This is a genomic window from Candidatus Competibacter denitrificans Run_A_D11, assembly GCF_001051235.1.
Lineage (GTDB): Bacteria > Pseudomonadota > Gammaproteobacteria > Competibacterales > Competibacteraceae > Competibacter_A > Competibacter_A denitrificans.
Window position 1 is genome coordinate 1 of record NZ_CBTJ020000029.1, and the last position, 19,201, is coordinate 19,201.

The following is a 19,201-nucleotide window of genomic DNA, read 5'->3' on the forward strand; positions in this document are numbered from 1 at the left end:
ACCCGCTATGAAAAACTCAAAGCCAACTTCCTGGCTTTCGTCACCGTCGCCCTCATCGTGATCATGCTCCGCTAGCAATTTTGTGAACACGGCCTAGCACTCCCACAAACCGAACAAGCCGGATTGCGCTGCACCTTCAGCGTCCGCCATTCCATGCGGGCTGCATCCAGCAACAGTAACCGGCCCGCGAGCGTCTCACCACAGCCGACCAACATCTTAATCACTTCCAGCGCTTGGATACTGCCGATCACCCCCACCACCGGCGCCAGCACCCCTGTTTGCGCGCAGGTCTCTGTAGAGGTGGCGCTATCCCGGTACAGGCAGCGATAGCAGGCCCCTTGCGCGTGCGGTTGCCAGACCAGCACTTGGCCTTCCATACGGATCGCCGCCCCCGATACCAAGGGTACTCTAGCGCCGACACACGCCGCGTTGATAGCCAGTCGGGTAGGTAGATTATCACAGCTATCCACCACCACATCGGCAAGCGCAACCTGTTCCCGCAAAGCCGTTTCGGTCAATGCCGCCGGCACGGTTTCTATCTCAATGGTCGGATTGAGCCTCAATAAACCATCGCGGGCGGATTCCACCTTGAGCCGACCGATATCTGCTGTTCGGTGGATGATTTGCCGTTGCAGGTTTGACAAATCAACTTTATCGAAATCGACTAGCGTCAATCGGCCAACACCCGCCGCCGCCAGATACATCGCTGCCACTGATCCCAAACCGCCCAGGCCGATGATCAGGGCATGGGATTGGCGCAGCCGCTTCTGGCCCTCGATATCGAAGTCCGGCAACAGAATTTGCCGGCTGTAACGCAACAATTCGTCGTCAGTCATGGTGGCTTCAGTCGTGGTGGATGACACGCGGTTCTCATTCCCACGCTCCGGCGTGGGAATGCCGTCGCGCCGCTCCAGCGGCCCGGATCAGGGGACAGACTTGCGACGCCGGAACGTCTGAACCTGCTCCCAGGCCGGAGCGTGGGAGCCAGGCCGGGTCCCATAACAGGATTTGCCGGTTGTAACGGAGTAGCCCGTCGTTGGTCATGGCAGGGCCTCGCACTGGCATTAATAAGGAATAAGGGCAGATTGTAGCTGCTAACGCCTGAATCACCGTCGCCGCCAAGCTGATAAACTGCGCATTATGCTGACTCTACGCCAACTCTCCCTGCAACGCGGCGGCAAGCCGCTATTCGAACACGTTTCGCTCACCGTCTATCCCGGCTGGAAAGTCGGGCTGATCGGCGCCAACGGCTCTGGCAAATCCAGCCTGTTCGCGCTGTTGCTTGATGAACTGCATCAAGACGCCGGCGATCTGGACCTGCCACCGCGCTGGGTCATCGCCCACGTCGCCCAGGAAACCCCAGCATTACCGATTCCAGCGTTGGATTATGTGCTGGACGGCGATGCCGAGCTACGTCAGATTGAGCAGGATTTACAGGCAGCCGAAGCCGCGCATAACGGAACGCGACAGGCGGAATTACACGCTCGTTTCGAGGCCATCGACGGTTACAGCGCCCGCGCCCGCGCCGGCAAATTGATGAACGGTCTCGGTTTCGCTCCCGACCAACTGGAACGGCCGGTTGCGGAGTTCTCCGGCGGTTGGCGGGTGCGACTGAACCTAGCACGGGCGCTGATGTGTCGCTCCGATCTGCTGTTGCTGGACGAACCGACCAACCATCTCGATCTCGATGCCGTGTTGTGGCTGGAACAGTGGTTACGCGCCTATCCAGGTACGCTGTTGCTGATTTCCCACGACCGCGATGTGCTGGACAACGTGGCTGATCATATCGCCCACATCGACCAATGCCGGATCACCCTCTACACCGGCAACTACGCCGCCTTCGAGGAACAGCGCGCCACACGCTTGGCCTTACAACAGGCGGCCTACGAGAAACAGCAGCGCGAAATCGCCCATCTGGAAAGCTTCATCACCCGCTTCCGCGCCAAAGCGACCAAGGCCCGCCAAGCCCAAAGCCGGATCAAGGCGTTGGAGCGGATGGAACGGATCGCCGCTGCCCATGTGGATTCGCCGTTTAGTTTCAGCTTTGCCGACGCGGGACGGCTACCGAATCCGTTGCTGGCGGTTGAAAAGGTCGTCGCCGGTTACGGTGAGCGGCGCGTGCTGGAGCGGGTGAATCTGGTCATCGGCCCCGGCACCCGATTGGGGCTGCTGGGGCCAAACGGCGCGGGCAAATCGACCTTAATCAAGCTGCTGGCCGGCCTGCTGCCGCCGCTGGCGGGACGGATCGAAACCGGCCAGGGCTTAGCGATTGGCTATTTTGCCCAACACCAGCTAGAACAGTTGCGGCCCGATTGGAGCGCGCTGCGCCATTTGCAACAGTTGGACGAACGCGCCACCGACCAGCAGTTGCGGGATTTTATCGGCGGCTTCGGTTTCAACGGCGACCGGGCGCTGGAGTCGGTTGCGCCCTTTTCCGGTGGCGAAAAGGCCCGGCTGGCATTGGCCTTGCTGGTGTGGCAGCGGCCGAATCTGCTGCTGCTGGACGAGCCAACCAACCACCTCGATCTGGATATGCGCCACGCACTGACCCTGGCTTTGCAGGATTATCAGGGGGCGCTGATCGTCGTCTCCCATGACCGCCATTTGCTGCGCACCGTCACCGACGAGTTTCTATTGGTGGCAGAAGGCCAAGCGCAACCGTTCGACGGCGATTTGGATGATTACCGCGATTGGTTGAACGAACGTCAACGGGCGGCCAACCGGGAAACTGCACCGCGTTCCGCTGGCGACGGCAACAGCACCCTTGACCGCCGTGAACAAAAACGCCTGGAAGCGGAACGTCGCCAGCAATGGGCGATCAAGCGCAAGCCGTTGGAGCAGCAGATTAAAAAACTGGAGCAGCGGATGGAGAAATTACACGCCGAACAAACCCGGCTGCATGATGAATTGCTGGAACCGACCCTGTACGAGGATGCGCAAAAAAATCGCTTGAAGGAACTACTGCTGCGCAAGGCGCAAGTGGATAAGGAGTTGGAAGCCGTCGAAAGCGATTGGCTGGAAGCGCAGGAGGCGTTGGAGACGCTGGCGCAAGAACAATGACCTTCAACTTTCTGTCAAATCGCCGTATCTTATTGAATTTACTCGCAGTTTTAGCGGCTATCGGCGGCTTGTGGGCGCTGTACTTCTTTTTTTTCCGACCGCCGCCCACGCTGCTTGGCCCACCGGTCGTCATCACCCGTGCAGAATGGGGTGCAGCGGCGCCTGATCTACGATTGCAAAACCCAAAAGACCGCGAAGTGTTTAATACGGTGGTCATCCATCATTCCGCCATGCCAATCGATGAAAGACCGCGCGAAATCCAGCAGGTGCACATGCAGGGACGAAACTTTCAGGATATCGGCTATCACTTCCTGATCGGCCGGGAGGGGCGCGTCTATGAAGGCCGGAGCCTCGCTGTGCATGGCGCTCACGTCAAAGAGCATAACGCCGGCACCTTGGGAATCGCCCTGCTGGGCAACTACGAAGAACTCGAACCGACCGCCGAACAAATTCAGCGATTGCGCTGGCTGATCAGCACACTGATGGCCAATCATCCACTCACCCACTTGGCGGGACACAGGGATTTTTTGCCGGGAAAAACCGTTTGTCCCGGCAAAAACCTGGCGGCGTTGCTGCCAAAACTCGCCGCTGAACTGGGCTTACGCTTCGGCACAGACGGTTACGTCGGCCCGGAACCCACACCCGGCATACTGCCGCCGCCTGTCAGTTCGGCGGCCGATCCCGAACCGGTAACGCCCTCCCATTAAGCGGCCAACAAACACGTCCGACTCATTTCTGCTCAGCAATGTCCGTCGCGCCTAGCCAGCGCTCGACGGTACTCACCAGATCCCGCGCTTCGACCGGCTTGGCGATATAATCATCCATGCCCGCTTCCAGACAGCGTTCCCGATCCCCTTTCATCGCGTGGGCAGTCATGGCAATGATTGGAACCTGCGGCCATAACACCCTGGAATCGTGCTCGCGTATCCGCCGGGTTGCGGTATAGCCATCGAGTTCAGGCATCTGACAATCCATCAACACCAAATCGTAACGGGTGTTTTGCAGCGCCGAGATGGCTTCTATCCCGTTGGCGGCGACATCTACCCGGAAACCGGCATGAGTCAAAATGGCCAATGCGACCTCTTGGTTGACGGCGTTATCCTCAGCCAGCAGGATACGGGCTTGCTGCGCCGCAGACCGGTCGAACCGGCGTTGACTGATCACCCGCGCCGAAACCGGTTCCTCCAGCTTGCCGCCCGGTCTGGCCAGTTGCTCCAGGTAAGCCCGTAATTGCGCCTGGCGGATCGGCTTGATAATGCAGGCCGAAAAACCGATCCGCGCCATTTTTGCCGCATCGCCAGTGCAATGCCCTATCCTGGTCATCAAGATCACCCGTGTTTGGCCGTTGTCCGTCCGGCTCTTGATCCGACGACATAACTCAACACCATCAATCTCCGGCGCTTTCAGGGCGATTAACACGATAGCGAACGGATCTCTAGCGGCGGTAGCTTCCTGCAATTTCGCCAAAGCCTCTTCCATATCAGTCGCCTCGGCGTAGCGGCAATGCCAATAAGCCAGCAACGTGCTGATCAATAAGCGATTGGTCGCATGATCATCCACTACTAACACGTTCAAGCCCGCAAGTTCGATTTGCTTAGTTGGTCGAGCTATCAGCGGATCTGCCACCGACCTGAATACAGCGGTGAACCAAAACGTCGAGCCTTCTCCCTCGACACTCTCTATCCCGATCTGCCCACCCATCAACTCGCAAAGCCGCTTGGCAATCGCCAACCCAAGGCCCGTCCCGCCGTATTTACGTGCAGCGGAGCCGTCTACCTGGACGAAGGGCGAAAATAACGCCGACCATCGCTCATGAGGAATCCCTTGGCCGGTGTCTCTCACCGAAAATTGGAGAGTGAAACGGTCGTTATCGACCGCCACCTGGTGGACCCGCACGGCAATTTCGCCTTTGCGAGTAAATTTGACCGCGTTCCCGATCAAGTTCACCAGGATTTGCCGCAAGCGTCCTGGGTCGCCACGCAGTAAATCCGGTAGGGCCGGATCAACCAGGCAGGTCAGTTCCAAGCCTTTTTCTTGTGCTCTGACCGCGAGTATTTCGGCCGTGTCTTCCAAGACAGCACGCAAGCCAAAATCCACCTCGTCCAGCGTGAGCTTGCCGGCTTCGATCTTGGAGAAATCAAGGATTTCGTTGATGATTCCCAACAAGGCATTGGCGCTAGAGCGAACCACTTTGGCGTAGTGGCGCTGCTCCGAATTCAACGCAGAATCCAACAGCAAATCGCTCATGCCGATGACCCCATTCATGGGCGTGCGGATTTCGTGACTCATGTTGGCGAGAAATTCGCTCTTAGCCCGATTGGCTGCTTCGGCGTCTGCCCTAGCCTGGCGCAGGGCGGCTTCGAGATGCTTTTGCTCGGTAATATCGGTAATAAAACCATGCCAGAGGATGCCGCCGTCGGGTTCGCTCTGAGGTATGGAGTTACCTTGGCGCCATGCCACCTCTCCGCCGTTGAGGACCACCCGAAACTCGCATTTCCATGGTTGTAAAGTGCGCGCCGATTCAGTAATAGTGCTCTGCATACGCTCCACATCATCGGGATGAATGATGGCAAATACTGGGCCGGCATCGTCACGGAGCGCCGCTGGTTCCAAGCGGAAAATCCAGCGGGTTGCCTCGCTTGCATACGGTACACAGGTACGGCCGTCGGCAAAGCGCTTGAATTGATAAACTACACCAGGAACTTGTGAGGCGATTTTACTCAAGCGTTGTTCGCGCTCCCGTAACGCGCTGAGCGCCTCACGATTACGGCGTTGCGCCATAAACAAAACTAACAGCAATGCCGAAAGCAGTGAAAACACCACCATCGACATCAAGCGGTTGCGCGCCACCAACGCCAACCAGCGCTGTGCGCTAATATCGACACCCAGCACGGCAATCGTCTGTCCAGCCGCATCGGTCAGCGGCATCAACCCACTAAACCAAGTCCCCCAGCGGTCAGTTTCCGGCCCGACAATCGTGCCTTTTCCGGTTGTGAACACAGCGGACACCGAAGGTGGCACCTCATCGAAGATCTGGCCGGGCGGCGATTCGTCCGGCGTGTTGGGCGGTTCCGAATCGACCAGAAAAATAACGTGCTCATCAGCCTGACGCAAAAGGTAATAAAAGCGAACGCCTGCCGTCGCTGCTCGTAACCGCATCAACTGCAATTTAAGTCTTTGATAAGTTTGAGTCTCCAGATCGGAATCCGCACCCGCCAAACCTTGGATCGCTGCCACATCGACGACAGCAGTACCAATCTTAGCCAGATTGAAGACCTGATCGCTTTGCTCACGCTCGGTGGTGGAACCCACCCGGTCGGTAATGAACCAACCCATGACCAAAATGGCCGCCAGCAATGACAACAGCAGATTTTCCAGTGGCGGCTCCACCCACAGGTCGGTGACTGGTCGTCGATGAGTTGCAGTAAAGCGCAAGAATGCCAAGGCGATCACACCCGCTAGCATTCCTCGCCAAACTTGGATGGGTGTGGCGGTCGCTGCGAGAAACGCTTCTTGATTGAGCAATACGGCGGGCAAAAACTCCGTCTGGGGTACGATAGCGCCGGCGGCGACGGCATAAAACGCCATAGCAATAGCAGCGACCGCCAACTCGGTGCGGCCGACGCTTGCACGCTCTCGATAGCGCCACAAAATCCAGGCCGTCCACAGGCCGCCGGTCAACCCTAATGCATAACGAATTGTGGCACTCAGGCCGGGCGACCCGGCCAGCCCTCCCAGTGCTGCCAAACCGAGTAAGGTCGGTATCAGCCAACGGCCGGGCCGCTGTCCTCCCAAACTGACGGTGCCCCGTCGGGCGAATTCCAGTAGGCAGAAAAAGGAGCTGGCCAGCAGCATCGGCCGGATAGCCAGCCATTGAGGGTCATCATCGAGTGCCAGGCTTAGCAGGTCCAACCACTCATTGGCACCATGCAAAAGCGCGAAACCCGCCAACAACGGCCAAGGCATAGCATCGCCAGTACGACGCCCCATCCCGTGGAGCATCGTCGCCAACAGAAAAAAGCACAGCCCATAAACAAAAAAAACGTAATCCATCTGCCGGGTGAAAAAATCGGCCATATCGTGGTCACGACCGCCTTGAAACCGCCTCTATCCTCACACGAGTATCTCGTAGAAGGCAGCGTATGCAAACGGTGTCGCCGACAACAACGGCTACCATCCGCACAGCCCGGATAAAGGCATTAAAAGGCTATTAAGGTTTTTAAAACATAGAGTTGGAGATAGATCTTTTTAGATGGCCCACCCGCCCAACAGCGCTTGGCGCCGTTGCGCCAACGTAATGAAGACACGCGATTTCTATGCCGATGATACGCTAATGTACCATTTGGCGGAATGGCCAGGCTAACACCCTCACGCTATATAACAAAGCACCAAGGGATAAATCAGCCGCAGTCTCACCAAAATCGATACGATTTCATTTCAGCCCACGGTGCGTGATTGACCAGAATCAGGCACGAGCCGCTAGCGGGTGCGGCCACATCAGTCGATGGCTGGGCATCGGTTGAGTCGGTTTTCTGCAATAATCGCCAGCCATTTGAGTTTTCAAGAGATGAAACATGGAACATTTCGTCCATTGGTTCCGGCAAGCCGGGCCTTATATCAACGCCCATCGTGGCAAAACATTTGTGGTGCAATTCGGTGGCGCAGCTATCGAATCTGATCAGTTCGCCAGCCTGATCCACGATCTGGCCCTGTTACATGCCCTCGGCATTCGCCTGGTGCTAGTACACGGCGCGCGACCGCAAATCGAACAGCGCTTGCGAGAAGCTGGCCGTGAGCTACGCTACGTGAATGGGTTGCGACTGACCGATGCCAACGATCTACGGTGTGTCAAACAGGCGATTGGGCGGGCGCGCATCTGCATTGAATCCGCGCTGTCGATGGGGGTGGCCAACTCTCCCATGCAGGGCGCTCGCTTGCGCGTGGTGTCTGGCAACCTGATTACCGCCCGGCCGCTGGGTGTGCGCGAGGGGATCGACTACGGTTTCACCGGCGAGGTACGGCGGATCGACCGGCGGGCCATCCGCCTATGGCTGGATGAAGGTGCTATCGTCCTGCTATCACCGCTGGGCTATTCGCCGACCGGGGAAACCTTCAATCTGAATGCCGAAGAGGTCGCAACCGCAACCGCTATCGCGCTACGCGCTAACAAACTGCTGGTGTTGAGCGAAAGCTCGGCAGTGTGTACACCAGATGGCCAAGCCGTTCATCAACTCAGTCTCAGTGACGCCGAACGGTTACTGGCCACCCATCCCGGCTTGGCCGAGCCAACGATTCGTCACCTTCAGCAAGCGTTGCGGGCGTGCCAGGCTGGGGTGCGCCGCATTCATCTACTGGAGCGTTCTGTGGATGGCGCGCTGCTGCTGGAGTTATTCACCCGCGACGGTACCGGTACGCTGATCACCGCCGATATTTACGAAGGCTTGCGCCCAGCTACCATTGAGGATGTCGGTGGCCTCCTGGCGCTAATCCAGCCCCTGGAGGACGACGGCACCTTAGTCCGCCGCTCGCGCGAGCGATTGGAGATGGAGATCGAGCGATTTGTATTGCTGGAACGTGACGGCGCGATCATCGGCTGTATGGCTTTATATCCCTTTCCCGATGAGCAGGTGGGTGAACTGGCGTGCGTGGCCATCCACCCCAATTACCGCGATAGCGGCCGCGCCAAGACGCTGTTGCGCTATGTCGAACGCCAGGCGCGCGAACAAGGGTTGCGGCGCTTGTTTGTGCTCACTACCCGCACCGCGCACTGGTTTCAAGAACGCGGCTTTGAACCCGCCGAGGTCGCCCATCTGCCAGTGATGAAGCAGGCGCTTTATAACTGGCAACGCCGCTCGAAAGTATTCATCAAAACACTGTAAGCTACCGACGCATCAACTTTTTGAGGACTTCATCCCATGCCGGCCAGCACCGCTGTGCGAATCGTCCAAATCACCGATCTGCATTTGAAAGTCGAACCCGGCAGCCGTCTGTGGGGCGCGGATGTTGATGCCGGCCTGCACGCCGTGCTGGCGGATATCCGCCAACGGCAGCCAGCCGCCGATTTTGTTCTCGCCACCGGCGATCTGGTCGGTGACGAACCACAAGCCTACCCTCGCCTGCGCGAGCTTTTGGCAACGCTGGGCAAGCCGGTCTATTGCCTGCCGGGTAATCACGATTTTCCAGGTCCCATGCAGCAGGTGCTCAGCGGGGGACTGGTGCGGCGCGAGCGCTACATCGCAGTCGGCAACTGGCAGATCGTGCTGTTGGATTCCAGCTTTCCCGGCAGTCCGGTTGGCCACTTGGCTCGCGGCGAACTGGGGCTGCTGGATACCGTACTAGCCACCAACCCTGACCTGCATACGCTCATTTGCCTGCACCACAATCCACTGCCAATCGGCACCGGCTGGCTAGATACCATGACAGTAAGCAACGGTGCAGTGCTGTTTGCGGTACTCGACCGTTATCCTCAAGTCCGCGCCGTGCTGTTCGGCCACATTCATAGTGAATTTTCCAGCCGGCGAGGGGATGTGCATTTATTGGCGACACCAGCCACCAGCGTGCAGTTCAAACCCAATACTCCAGATCCCCAAGTCGATGATGTACCGCCCGGTTATCGCTGGCTTGAGCTTTATCCCGATGGCACCGTGGCCACCGGCGTAAAACGGGTTGAGTGGGCCGCAGGGCGACCGACGTGACGCGGCGTGTCCCGGCAGGCTTTCCAACGTATAATCGGGTTTATCAAAAAAACTCTGGTTTGAAATCTCCCCCTTCAGTGGGATCATCCTGCATGGAAAGGCGCAGCCTGTTCCATGCTGTTTCGCCCGGTCACGGGTGCGGATTGAAACATGAAACTCAAAGATGACTTGGTGAGGCATTACCTTTGGCTCCGCCAATATGGCCTCAACGACTCCCACAGCGGCAATATCTCGGGGCGTGACGGCGAATCCTTCTGGGTGACTCCCAGTGGTTGCTGCGCCGATCTCCTCAGCAGCGGCGATTTGGTCGAGTGCCAGCTAGAGGGAAGCATTGGCAAAGGTGCTTCGTTAGATGCGCCCCTGCATCTGGCGGTCTATCAATCCAATCCGCAAACCGGTGCGGTACTGCACAGCCACGGCCCTTATTCCGTGGCGATGACGATGGACAATGAGGAATTTTTGCCAACCGATTTCGAAGGCCAGTTGTATTTCAGCCGGGTGCCGGTCCTGACCATCCCCTATGATCAATACCAGGCCCGCTCACCGAGCATGGTCGCTGAAGTGCTGATGGATTACCCTATCGCCGTGGTACGCGGTCACGGGGTCTATGCCTGCGCCGCCACGATCAATCTCGCCTACAAATGGACCTGCTCGCTGGAGCTATCGGCCAAAACCGCCTTCATCGCTCAGCAGGCCGGGAAGATTTAGCCTGACCAGACAACCTTAAATTACCTCGCTAATGCCCCCGACAAACCTGGAACGCTGCCCCTGGTGCGGCAAGGACCCATTGTATGTGCGCTATCACGACGAGGAGTGGGGCGTTCCGGTCCACGACGACCGCAAACTGTTCGAGATGCTGATATTGGATGGCGCCCAAGCGGGTTTGAGCTGGCTGACCATTTTGCGCAAGCGGGAAAATTACCGCCAAGCGTTCGACCATTTTGATCCAGAATTGATCGCCCATTACGACGAGTGGCGCATCGCGCAACTGCTCACCGATCCTGGTATCGTGCGTAACCGCCTCAAAATTGCAGGGGCGGTCAAAAATGCCCGTGCCTATCTGGCGTTGCGTGAGCGGCATGGCCCTCTCACCGCTTTTATTTGGCGCTATGTTGACGGCGTACCACGCCAGAATACCTGGAAATCATTGGCTGAGGTTCCAGCCAAAACGGTGGAAGCGGAAGCGATGAGCCGGGACTTGAAACGGCTTGGCTTCACCTTTGTCGGACCCACCATTTGCTATGCCTTCATGCAGGCTGCCGGGATAGTCAACGACCATCTGATCGGCTGTTTTCGGCACCACGAATTAGCGCAAGCCTCTGACTGACCAACGCCTATTGGTGACTCGCGGGGACGGTATCACGATCCTGCGCCGCTATTGGCGCTGCAAAAACTCTTGGATGGCCTGCCAGTATTCACGGTAGCCTTGAAGGTCGTTATGGCCGGCGCTGGCAATCGTCACTCGCTCTTTCGGACCAGCCCACAACGTAAACAGGCGCTCAGAATGCCGAGCGGCAATCACCTCATCGCGGCCGGCGACGATCATGCGTAATGGTACGGTCAGTTTGGGCGCCAGCGTTGCAGAATCGTAAAGATCGCCGAGCACAGTTCGCACCGGCAGAAACGGATAGAAATCCTGGGCTACCTCGGTGATACTGGCAAACGGGGTCACCAGTAATACGCCCCGCACCGGCCGCTGGCTGACAAGATGACTGGCGACGCCGCTGCCCAAACTACGTCCGATGACCACTACGCGAGCGGGATCGATAGTCGGCCGGCGGATGAAATGATCGTAAACCGCCAGCGCATCGCCCAGCAAAGCCCGCTCGCTCGGATGACCGCTGCTTAGGCCATACCCGCGATAGTTCATTAAACCCAGATCCCAGCCCGCAAAAACCGAGCCGAATTCCAGCATCCAGGACACTTCTTCAGCATTACCACCGAAATACAGAACCAACGGTCGCGCGGAACCCGTACCCGCCGGCAGATGCCAGCCGTGCAATTGCACTCCATCGCTGGTTGTGAGCGTCACCTCGAGTGCTTGCGGATGGCGGGCTAAAATCGCTTGACCCGCCGTTGGGGTGAGCGGCTGCGGAAAATAAATCAGTTTTTCCCCAACATTCAGCAACGCCATGAAAAGACCTCCAGCGACCAACAGCAGGGTGGCAATAATGGCTAACGCACGACGCACAGCGACGACTTCGACTTAACTGCGTTGGCCCGCTTTCTCAACTGCTTTGGCATTAAACTTGGCGGCATTGATCACGAAACGCTCGTGAGTGCCTTGGCAGATCGAATCGATACCATCGTGAGCCTCGACTGCGAACTTGAGTTTTTTACCGTCTTTTTCCACTAAACGTACTTTTACCGTCACGGTAAAACCCGGTGGGGTGGCGGCGGTATGACTGAGATCGACATGGGTTCCCACCGATTGCTCGTGTGGCCAATCCAAATGCGGCTTTAACGCCTGAATGCAGGTCCATTCGATCAAGCCGACCATGAATCCGGTCGCAAACACCTCCGGCATTGCCTGAAATTCCAATGCTTCTGGATAGAGATGGGGAACCGTTTTGCTGGGCGGTACCACAAATTCAAACTCACCGGTCAAGCCGGGTTGCAGGCTTTCGCGCATGGGTCACACTCCTCAAAGGACTGAACAAATCCTGGGATAGTCGCAGGGGGTGGCGGTAAGCCAAAATGGGCTGGATAGCGCACAGCGAGCAGATACAAACCCTCAGCCGGTGCGGTTACTCCGGCTTGGGTGCGGTCGCGCCGAGCCAAGACCTCCCCTGCCCATTCGACCGGTCGGTCACCGGTCCCGATAGCCATCAAAACGCCGGCGATATTGCGCACCATGTGGTGTAAAAAGGCATTGGCTTCCACCTCCAGCACCACCCCATCGCCTTGCTGGCTCACCGTCAGCTCACGAATTTCCCGTACTGGATGCCGGGCTTGGCAGTCGGCGGCACGAAAGGAACTGAAATCATGTTCGCCGACCAGCCGTTGTCCGGCGTTATGCATCCGCTCAGTATCCAGAGATTGATAACACCACGTCGCCCGCTTTTGCCATAACGCCGACCGATACGGTTGGTTGAAAATCAAATAGCGATAGCGGCGACCGAGTGCGGAAAACCGAGCATGAAAATCATTAGACACTTCCCGCGCCCAACGCAGGCTCAGATCGGACGGTAGATGAGCGTTGCCCCCCAAGATCCAGGCACGGGTGGTGCGAACGGCTGTGGTGTCGAAATGAACCACCTGACCCAGCCCATGAACCCCGGCATCGGTTCGGCCGGCGCAGACCAGCTTGACGGGATGGTCGGCCACCTTGGCCAGAGCGTGTTCCAGGCACCCTTGCAGGGTTCTGACCTCCGGCCGTTGTGCCTGCCAACCTCGGAAGCCGGACCCGTCGTATTCGACGCCTAACGCCACGCGCATGAGTCGCTACGCTAAAACGAAAATCCCCCGGCCACGGGGGACCGGGGGATCAACTTGCCGGCGGCTGCGTTACGCACCTTTGGGACTAGCAGCGCCACTATCCTGATATAAGGCCCGCACCATGGGTTTGTCGCGGTTATAGATATCGCCCCGGAAATTGGCCAAGCCATTCTCATCGACCCACACCGTCCAGTACAACAGATACACCGGCACTTCCTGCGGCAGATTGACGACCCGTTGCTTGCCACTGGCAGCGGCGGCTTTAATCGTTTGCCGATTCCACTTCGGATCGTGCTTGAGCAGATACTCGGCTAATTCCACCGGATTGGAGAGTCGGATACACCCGGAGCTGAAGGTGCGCTGGCTTTGACTGAATAACCCGCGCGTCGGCGTATCATGCAAGTAGACGTTATAGGGATTTGGGAACATAAATTTGATCCCACCCAGCGCGTTGCGCGGCCCGGCGTCCTGGCGGAACTGATAATTGAAATTGTCCTTACCCACGGCTTTCCAATTGACTGAGGCCGGATTAATCTGCTGGCCCGCGTTGTTATACACGCGAATATTTTGCCGAGCCAGAGCATACGGATTGCGCTTCAACTGGGGCAACTTGTCCTTCACGGCAATGGAACGCGGTACATACCATTTTGGACTCATCACCAGATAGGCCATATTAGCGGTGAAGGTCGGCGTTTGCCGCTCTTCTCGGCCTACCACAACCTTGGCTTCCATGACCGGTTTGCCGTTTTCGACGACGTTCATTTTGAAATTGGGGATGTTCACCAAAATATAACGCGACCCCAACTGATCGGGCATCCAACGCCAGCGTTCCATGTTCAGCTCGACTTGGCGAATCCGTTGGGTGGCCGAAACGTTCAATGCGGCCAAAGTGGAACCGTTGACCGACCCCGTTTCGCCCAAGCCGTGACGCTTTTGGAAATGACGCACGGCATCAGACACCGCTTTATCGTAAATCGGCGCCTTACCGGGATCGCCCTCGGCCAAATCACCGCTAGCCTGTAAGCGCAAGCGCAAGTTGCGCACGGCCAGACCCTGAGCGCCTGGCCCCAAAGCGCCGCTGACCACCGGCCAGCCGCCAGCTTGCTCGGCTTTCCGATAGCGCTGCAATACATCGCGCAACTGCGTATAGCCTTTTTCTTTCGGCGATAGATCGCGCAACGACTCAGCGATGCCACCGCCGGCCAGCGCGCTGCTCAGCACTTGGGCGAGATCACGCGAACGGGGTTTGATCGCCCAATCCGGGTCGATTTTGCGGGGAGCAACTCGCCCCGATAGCAGGTGTGAGGCATAGCTCAGATAGGTGTCAGTCAATAGCAGATCGAATTCAGCCAACTGTCTAGCGTCCCCACCCCCTTGATGGTGGCTGGTTTCCAGCTTGTGCAGCGCATTACGGCCGTAATCACTGGATCGCAAGCCTTCATTTTCAGCCTCTCCCAACGCCTTGAGCAGATCGGCGACCAGCGCCAGCGGCCTGCCGTTTGCGTCCAACCAAGCCATCTGATAGTTGCGCTTGGCATAAAACGGAATCAGGTAATCCAGTTTGCGTAATTCACGATTTTGCACGGAGAGCCGAGTAGGTAACGGCTCGGTTCGAATCTGTTGGCAAATCTGCACGGCCACTCGCGTTTGCAGTCCTCCGCCCTCACTCGGACAAGGCGGCAACGGTGGTGGCGCGGCCGCAGCTTCCCGCTGCGATGCGGATTCCGGCTTGACAACGATGTCCGGCTCAAGCTCATCTTGCGTCGCATCCTCACCTTGATCGGCTTGCAACGTAGCCACAGCCGGCCCATCAGCGGGCGACGCCTTATCAGGCATAGCCGCCGCCGGCGCCTTGTCAGACACCACACTGCTAGTAGTGAGCTGTTGTGCGACCACCTGCATCGAATCAAGCGCAGCACAAGCGCCTAACAGGGTGGGAACCAACAGAAAAAAAACGATCCGCTTCGACATAAGCATCAATACCCTAAAGCTCTGGGACAGCCTAAAATGTCGTATCAGCATACCAACAAAGTATCAAAAAAGCCACTCATTTCAGTCAAAAAACAACATCGTGTGGCCCTATTTTTACCGAACAGAGGATTAGACGGTCTTGACAGCAGATAATTCCAATTTTACCAATGCGATACTTCACGCAATTCCAGCAAAATTTCATTCAGCGGCGCACCAGTACTGTCCACAACACAGACCAGATTGGCAACGCCACACAGGGACAGCTTGGCGCCGCGAATAATCCAACCGTGCGGTGGCGTCCAGCCACGCATCCCGCTGAACATCGCCAGTTGATCGGCATTGCCCTGAGCGATGCGCCGGTAATCGCGGGCGAACTGCGCCAACCGGCCCATATCGTTGTGGCTCATCAGGCCATAGCCTTCCAGTAGATAACCGTCATCACGGAAATGGCAGACGACGTTCACGCCATCCAACGCCAGCAATCGCCGGATCATGCTCATGGTACAGGCTCCTTCCTTTCCAGGATGGCGAAGGCGGCCTCGTAATCGGCTTTTTCATTGGCCATCACCACGCCCGTGAAGGGTGGCAGACTAAATTTACCGGCCTGCTTGTAGTTTTCGCGCTGCAATCCGCTCACGACCACCGACCAGTCAAAGCCGATCAAAGTGAATTGCTTAATCGGATAGAAACCCTCCATGCCGGTCACTTTTTCCCAACCACGCGCCTGCATCGTGGCGATGCTCAAATTGGCTGCGCACATATGGGCCAGGAGATCCAGCACCGATTCGTTGATCCGATCTGGATGGGCGATGCGGTGATCCAGTAACTCACCGCTGCCCCGAAACTCGAAAGCAGCCATCGCTCCTGGCAATTTCAATAAATCGTCAAGCATATTCATAAAAATCCCTCCTAATCCCTTGAATTGGTATGAAATCGAGGCGGCTTCAAATCATGTCCGCAGGTATATTGGCCAGGGCTTGGCGCATGAATCCGACAACCTCGTTAATCGAACTGTTGCTGTTATCAAGCAGACAGAAAACATTAGCGACCACGCAAACGCTGTAGTTTGGGCCATGGACCAACCAACCGCGTGGCGGCATAAAACCATTGAGCGGCTCCAAGGATTCCAACATGCTGGCTTCCATATTGACGCTCATGGTGGTGGCACGGCACATGATGGAAGCCATACGGGCATGCTCTTCGCTTAAAGCGCCCCGATAGGAAAAGCGATCACCCCGGTAGGCGTATTCGCCAGCGGCGATGACGCCTGGTTTAGCCAGCAGATCGGTCACAATGCTCATCCGGTGATATCCTCAAGTAATGGCCGGCATATCATAGATTGCGATACGGTCGAAAGCGGGTTCAAACCGTTCTCGCTATTTTAAAAACATAGTCAAGATCTTGGTGAAATGCATGTCGCACTGCAAATTTGCAGCGGGCGTCGTTATCGTCTCAATACCATCAGCAAACCATGTTCCGCGTTGATCCTTTGGGGCACCCCCTCTCAGGGGATGTCTTACCCATCGACCCGCTGTTACCGGCCATTGTTGCCGGCTTGCGCGATGTCACCGCCCTGGTATTGCAAGCGCCGCCGGGGGCGGGGAAAACCACGCATGTACCGCTGGCTCTGCTGGCGGCACCTTGGCTAGCCGATCAGACGATTTTATTGCTGGAACCGCGCCGACTGGCGACACGGGCGGCAGCGGCTCGCATGGCAGAGTTGCTGGGCGAACCACTTGGTCAGCGCGTGGGATACCGCACCCGCTTCGAAAGCCGAATTTCACGCCAGACCCGCATCGAAGTGGTGACTGAAGGCATCCTAACCCGCCGCCTGCAACATGATCCGGCCTTGGAAGAGATCGGGTTAGTGATCTTCGATGAGTTCCATGAACGCAGCCTACAGGCCGATCTGGCGCTCGCGCTCTGTCTTGACAGTCAGCGTGGGCTGCGTGAGGACTTACGCTTGCTAGTGATGTCAGCCACGCTGGATGGCGCGGCGGTCGCCGGATTACTGGGAAACGCCCCGATCATCACCAGCGAGGGGCGTTCGCATCCGGTTGCCATGCATTATCTGCCGCGCGATCCCGACGGTCTTGATCTTGGCCTCATCACTCGTGCTGTGTTGGAGGCACTGGAGCACGCTGCGGGCGATATTTTGGTGTTCTTGCCAGGTGGCGGCGAAATCCGCCAAATCCTGCGCCGTTTAACCACCGAGCCGACTTGCCTGGGCCTGTCGCTGCACCCGTTGTATGGCGACTTACCGGATGCCGACCAGCAACGCGCCATCCAACCCGATCCACAGGGGCGGCGCAAGATCGTCTTAGCCACCGCAATTGCTGAAACCAGCTTGACCATTGAAGGCATCGGCGTCGTGATCGATTCCGGTTGGACTCGGCGCCCCCGCTTCGATCCCGGCAGCGGTCTAAACCGTCTGGAAACCGTGCGCGTTTCTGGGGATGCGGCCGAGCAACGGGCCGGACGGGCCGGACGGTTGGGGCCAGGACGCTGCTATCGCCTCTGGAGTGAAGCGACCCACCGCCGGCTCCCCCCGCAGCGCAGCCCAGAAATTCTCAATGCTGATCTGGCACCCTTGGCGTTGGAACTGGCTCAATGGGGCACGCACGAGACCGCGCTGGCCTGGCTTGATCCGCCCCCGGCTGGTGCATTAGCACAAGCACGGGCGGTGCTGACTGAGCTGGACGCGCTGGATACACAGGGTCGCATGACATCGGTGGGCCGAGCGCTGGCTGCCTTCCCCACTCATCCACGCTTGGCACATTTGCTGTGGCGCGGTGCGGCGCTCGGCTTGGGCGCAACGGCCGCTAATCTGGCCGCTCTCTTGGAAGAGCGCGATCTTTTGCGCGGCGAACATTCCTTCGGCAGCGACCTTGAGGCACGTTTAGAGGCTTTACAGGCGTTTCGCCGACACGGCCGCGACGGCGCACACCGTTGGGGAGCCGACCCGGCCGCTTGCGCACGTAGTGAGCGAGCGGCGCAGCGCTGGCGACAGCGATTAAACATTGTCGGCAACGGAGAAACCACAACATCGACTACCGTTGGCCTATTACTGGCCTTGGCCTATCCCGACCGCATCGCCAAACAACGCGATGTCGGTAGTGGGCGCTATCGGCTGGCCAATGGCCGAGGCGCGCGCCTGATGCCCGGTGATCCCCTGATCAATCACGCCTGGCTCGTTGCAGCCCATTTAGATGCCGGTACCAGCGAAGGGCGTATTTGGCTGGCGGCTCCGGTTGCACCAACCGATCTGGAAATCCACCTCGCCACCCATCTGCACACCGTCAGCGAGGTGTATTGGGATGAACGGCCGGCGGCAGTCAACGCCCGCCAGGAGCAGCGGTTGGGTGAACTGGCGTTAACCAGCACCCCCTTAGCTGATCCCGACCCGGATCAGGTACGCAACGCGATGCTGGTGGGGATACGGCAACTGGGACTGGATAGCCTGCCGTGGACTGCCGAGCTGCGAGACTGGCGGGCACGGCTTTTGTCGCTGCGACACTGGTTCCCGGCGGAAGCCTGGCCAGACTTATCCGATGGTTGGCTAACCGCGCATCTAGCGGACTGGCTGGAACCCTGGCTGAACGGCATTACCCGACGCGAACATTTGCAACGGCTTGATCTGACAGCGGCATTATACGATCTAGTCGAAAACCGCCAGCGGGTGCGGCTGAACGAACTGGCGCCAACCCATTGGCAAGTTCCTAGTGGCTCCCGCATTCGGTTGCATTATCAGCCGGGTGAACCGCCAGTGCTGGCGGTCAAGTTGCAAGAATTATTCGGTCTGGCCGATACACCGCGCATCGCTAACGGCCGGATTGCAGTGACCCTGCATCTGCTCTCGCCTGCCCATCGACCGATTCAGGTCACCCAGGATTTACGCGGCTTCTGGCAACGAACCTATCCTGAAGTGAAAAAGGAGTTGAAAGGCCGCTATCCCAAACACCCCTGGCCGGATGATCCCTGGACCGCTACCCCAACACGTCGGACGCAGAGAGTACGCAGACCGGGAGGCGGCTGAA

At 58.0% G+C, this 19,201-nt stretch carries 17 protein-coding genes; 7 read left to right on the top strand and 10 right to left on the bottom strand.

The features are described from left to right. Nucleotides 1–71 precede the first annotated feature (71 nt). Nucleotides 72–836, bottom strand: coding sequence for a HesA/MoeB/ThiF family protein (locus tag BN873_RS05875; RefSeq protein WP_048671762.1), 765 nt, complete (start codon nt 834–836; stop codon nt 72–74). A gap of 34 nt (nt 837–870) precedes the next feature. Continuing rightward, nucleotides 871–1,044: a hypothetical protein gene (locus BN873_RS20330; RefSeq protein WP_171820422.1), complete on the bottom strand. Its 174-nt coding sequence runs from the start codon at nt 1,042–1,044 to the stop codon at nt 871–873. A 96-nt stretch (nt 1,045–1,140) separates the two neighbouring features. On the opposite strand from BN873_RS20330, the gene BN873_RS05880 reads away from it, so the two are divergent. Further along, the gene (locus tag BN873_RS05880) at nt 1,141–3,060 is read left to right on the top strand and encodes an ATP-binding cassette domain-containing protein (RefSeq protein WP_048671650.1); all 1,920 of its coding nucleotides are present in this window, start codon (nt 1,141–1,143) and stop codon (nt 3,058–3,060) included. After that, nucleotides 3,057–3,767: an N-acetylmuramoyl-L-alanine amidase gene (locus BN873_RS05885; protein WP_048671651.1), complete on the top strand. Its 711-nt coding sequence runs from the start codon at nt 3,057–3,059 to the stop codon at nt 3,765–3,767. The genes BN873_RS05880 and BN873_RS05885 overlap by 4 nt, the downstream gene beginning before the upstream one ends. 22 nt (nt 3,768–3,789) lie before the next feature. Here the strand turns inward: BN873_RS05885 and BN873_RS18735 are convergent, their stop codons facing one another. After that, nucleotides 3,790–7,137: a response regulator gene (locus BN873_RS18735; RefSeq protein ID WP_053085249.1), complete on the bottom strand. Its 3,348-nt coding sequence runs from the start codon at nt 7,135–7,137 to the stop codon at nt 3,790–3,792. A gap of 497 nt (nt 7,138–7,634) precedes the next feature. On the opposite strand from BN873_RS18735, the gene argA reads away from it, so the two are divergent. The 4 genes from argA to BN873_RS05910 all read left to right on the top strand — a co-directional run bounded on the left by argA (nt 7,635) and on the right by BN873_RS05910 (nt 11,082). Beyond that, the gene (argA, locus tag BN873_RS05895; RefSeq protein WP_048671653.1) at nt 7,635–8,939 is read left to right on the top strand and encodes an amino-acid N-acetyltransferase; all 1,305 of its coding nucleotides are present in this window, start codon (nt 7,635–7,637) and stop codon (nt 8,937–8,939) included. A 36-nt stretch (nt 8,940–8,975) separates the two neighbouring features. Then, nucleotides 8,976–9,755 carry a 3',5'-cyclic-AMP phosphodiesterase gene (gene cpdA / locus BN873_RS05900; protein ID WP_048671654.1) on the top strand — a complete coding sequence of 260 codons (780 nt, stop codon included), beginning with the start codon at nt 8,976–8,978 and terminating at the stop codon, nt 9,753–9,755. A gap of 150 nt (nt 9,756–9,905) precedes the next feature. After that, complete coding sequence (locus tag BN873_RS05905) at nt 9,906–10,463, top strand: class II aldolase/adducin family protein (protein WP_048671655.1); 558 nt, start codon at nt 9,906–9,908, stop codon at nt 10,461–10,463. Between the two features lie 31 nt (nt 10,464–10,494). After that, nucleotides 10,495–11,082, top strand: a complete 588-nt coding sequence (locus BN873_RS05910; RefSeq protein WP_048671657.1) for a DNA-3-methyladenine glycosylase I — start codon at nt 10,495–10,497, stop codon at nt 11,080–11,082. A gap of 48 nt (nt 11,083–11,130) precedes the next feature. On the opposite strand, the gene BN873_RS05915 is transcribed toward BN873_RS05910, so the two are convergent. The 7 genes from BN873_RS05915 to BN873_RS05945 all read right to left on the bottom strand — a co-directional run bounded on the left by BN873_RS05915 (nt 11,131) and on the right by BN873_RS05945 (nt 16,465). Continuing rightward, a complete protein-coding gene (locus BN873_RS05915) occupies nt 11,131–11,946 on the bottom strand; it encodes an alpha/beta hydrolase (RefSeq protein ID WP_048671659.1) in 816 nt (271 codons plus the stop codon). 15 nt (nt 11,947–11,961) lie between these two features. Beyond that, nucleotides 11,962–12,387, bottom strand: coding sequence for a thioesterase family protein (locus BN873_RS05920; RefSeq protein ID WP_048671661.1), 426 nt, complete (start codon nt 12,385–12,387; stop codon nt 11,962–11,964). Beyond that, nucleotides 12,360–13,193 (bottom strand): tRNA pseudouridine(38-40) synthase TruA, encoded by an 834-nt coding sequence (gene truA / locus BN873_RS05925; protein ID WP_048671663.1) that lies wholly within the window; start codon nt 13,191–13,193, stop codon nt 12,360–12,362. The genes BN873_RS05920 and truA overlap by 28 nt, the downstream gene beginning before the upstream one ends. A 69-nt stretch (nt 13,194–13,262) precedes the next feature. After that, nucleotides 13,263–15,164, bottom strand: coding sequence for a L,D-transpeptidase family protein (locus BN873_RS05930; protein WP_048671664.1), 1,902 nt, complete (start codon nt 15,162–15,164; stop codon nt 13,263–13,265). A 161-nt stretch (nt 15,165–15,325) separates the two neighbouring features. After that, on the bottom strand, nt 15,326–15,664 hold the full coding sequence (locus BN873_RS05935) for a DUF2173 family protein (RefSeq protein WP_242434376.1): 339 nt from the start codon (nt 15,662–15,664) through the stop codon (nt 15,326–15,328). Further along, a complete protein-coding gene (locus BN873_RS05940; protein ID WP_053085250.1) occupies nt 15,661–16,062 on the bottom strand; it encodes a DUF2173 family protein in 402 nt (133 codons plus the stop codon). Before BN873_RS05940 ends, BN873_RS05935 begins: the two co-directional genes overlap by 4 nt. A gap of 46 nt (nt 16,063–16,108) precedes the next feature. Beyond that, on the bottom strand, nt 16,109–16,465 hold the full coding sequence (locus BN873_RS05945; RefSeq protein ID WP_048671665.1) for a DUF2173 family protein: 357 nt from the start codon (nt 16,463–16,465) through the stop codon (nt 16,109–16,111). Between the two features lie 170 nt (nt 16,466–16,635). Here BN873_RS05945 and hrpB point away from each other — a divergent pair, with 170 nt between their 5' ends. Continuing rightward, entirely contained in the window at nt 16,636–19,200 is a 2,565-nt protein-coding gene (gene hrpB / locus BN873_RS05950) for an ATP-dependent helicase HrpB (RefSeq protein ID WP_048671666.1), read from the top strand. Nucleotide 19,201: the final 1 nt, after the last annotated feature.

Excerpts from the sequence above, each read along its gene's own strand:
- BN873_RS05880 (WP_048671650.1), top strand. The coding sequence starts at position 1,141 with ATGCTGACTCTACGCCAACTCTCCCTGCAACGCGGCGGCAAGCCGCTA.
- BN873_RS05930 (WP_048671664.1), bottom strand. The coding sequence starts at position 15,164 with ATGTCGAAGCGGATCGTTTTTTTTCTGTTGGTTCCCACCCTGTTAGGC.
- BN873_RS05910 (WP_048671657.1), top strand. The coding sequence starts at position 10,495 with ATGCCCCCGACAAACCTGGAACGCTGCCCCTGGTGCGGCAAGGACCCA.
- BN873_RS05935 (WP_242434376.1), bottom strand. The coding sequence starts at position 15,664 with ATGAGCATGATCCGGCGATTGCTGGCGTTGGATGGCGTGAACGTCGTC.
- hrpB (WP_048671666.1), top strand. The coding sequence starts at position 16,636 with ATGTTCCGCGTTGATCCTTTGGGGCACCCCCTCTCAGGGGATGTCTTA.
- BN873_RS05940 (WP_053085250.1), bottom strand. The coding sequence starts at position 16,062 with ATGAATATGCTTGACGATTTATTGAAATTGCCAGGAGCGATGGCTGCT.
- BN873_RS05920 (WP_048671661.1), bottom strand. The coding sequence starts at position 12,387 with ATGCGCGAAAGCCTGCAACCCGGCTTGACCGGTGAGTTTGAATTTGTG.
- cpdA (WP_048671654.1), top strand. The coding sequence starts at position 8,976 with ATGCCGGCCAGCACCGCTGTGCGAATCGTCCAAATCACCGATCTGCAT.
- truA (WP_048671663.1), bottom strand. The coding sequence starts at position 13,193 with ATGCGCGTGGCGTTAGGCGTCGAATACGACGGGTCCGGCTTCCGAGGT.
- BN873_RS20330 (WP_171820422.1), bottom strand. The coding sequence starts at position 1,044 with ATGACCAACGACGGGCTACTCCGTTACAACCGGCAAATCCTGTTATGG.
- BN873_RS05875 (WP_048671762.1), bottom strand. The coding sequence starts at position 836 with ATGACTGACGACGAATTGTTGCGTTACAGCCGGCAAATTCTGTTGCCG.
- BN873_RS05945 (WP_048671665.1), bottom strand. The coding sequence starts at position 16,465 with ATGAGCATTGTGACCGATCTGCTGGCTAAACCAGGCGTCATCGCCGCT.
- BN873_RS18735 (WP_053085249.1), bottom strand. The coding sequence starts at position 7,137 with ATGGCCGATTTTTTCACCCGGCAGATGGATTACGTTTTTTTTGTTTAT.
- argA (WP_048671653.1), top strand. The coding sequence starts at position 7,635 with ATGGAACATTTCGTCCATTGGTTCCGGCAAGCCGGGCCTTATATCAAC.
- BN873_RS05905 (WP_048671655.1), top strand. The coding sequence starts at position 9,906 with ATGAAACTCAAAGATGACTTGGTGAGGCATTACCTTTGGCTCCGCCAA.
- BN873_RS05885 (WP_048671651.1), top strand. The coding sequence starts at position 3,057 with ATGACCTTCAACTTTCTGTCAAATCGCCGTATCTTATTGAATTTACTC.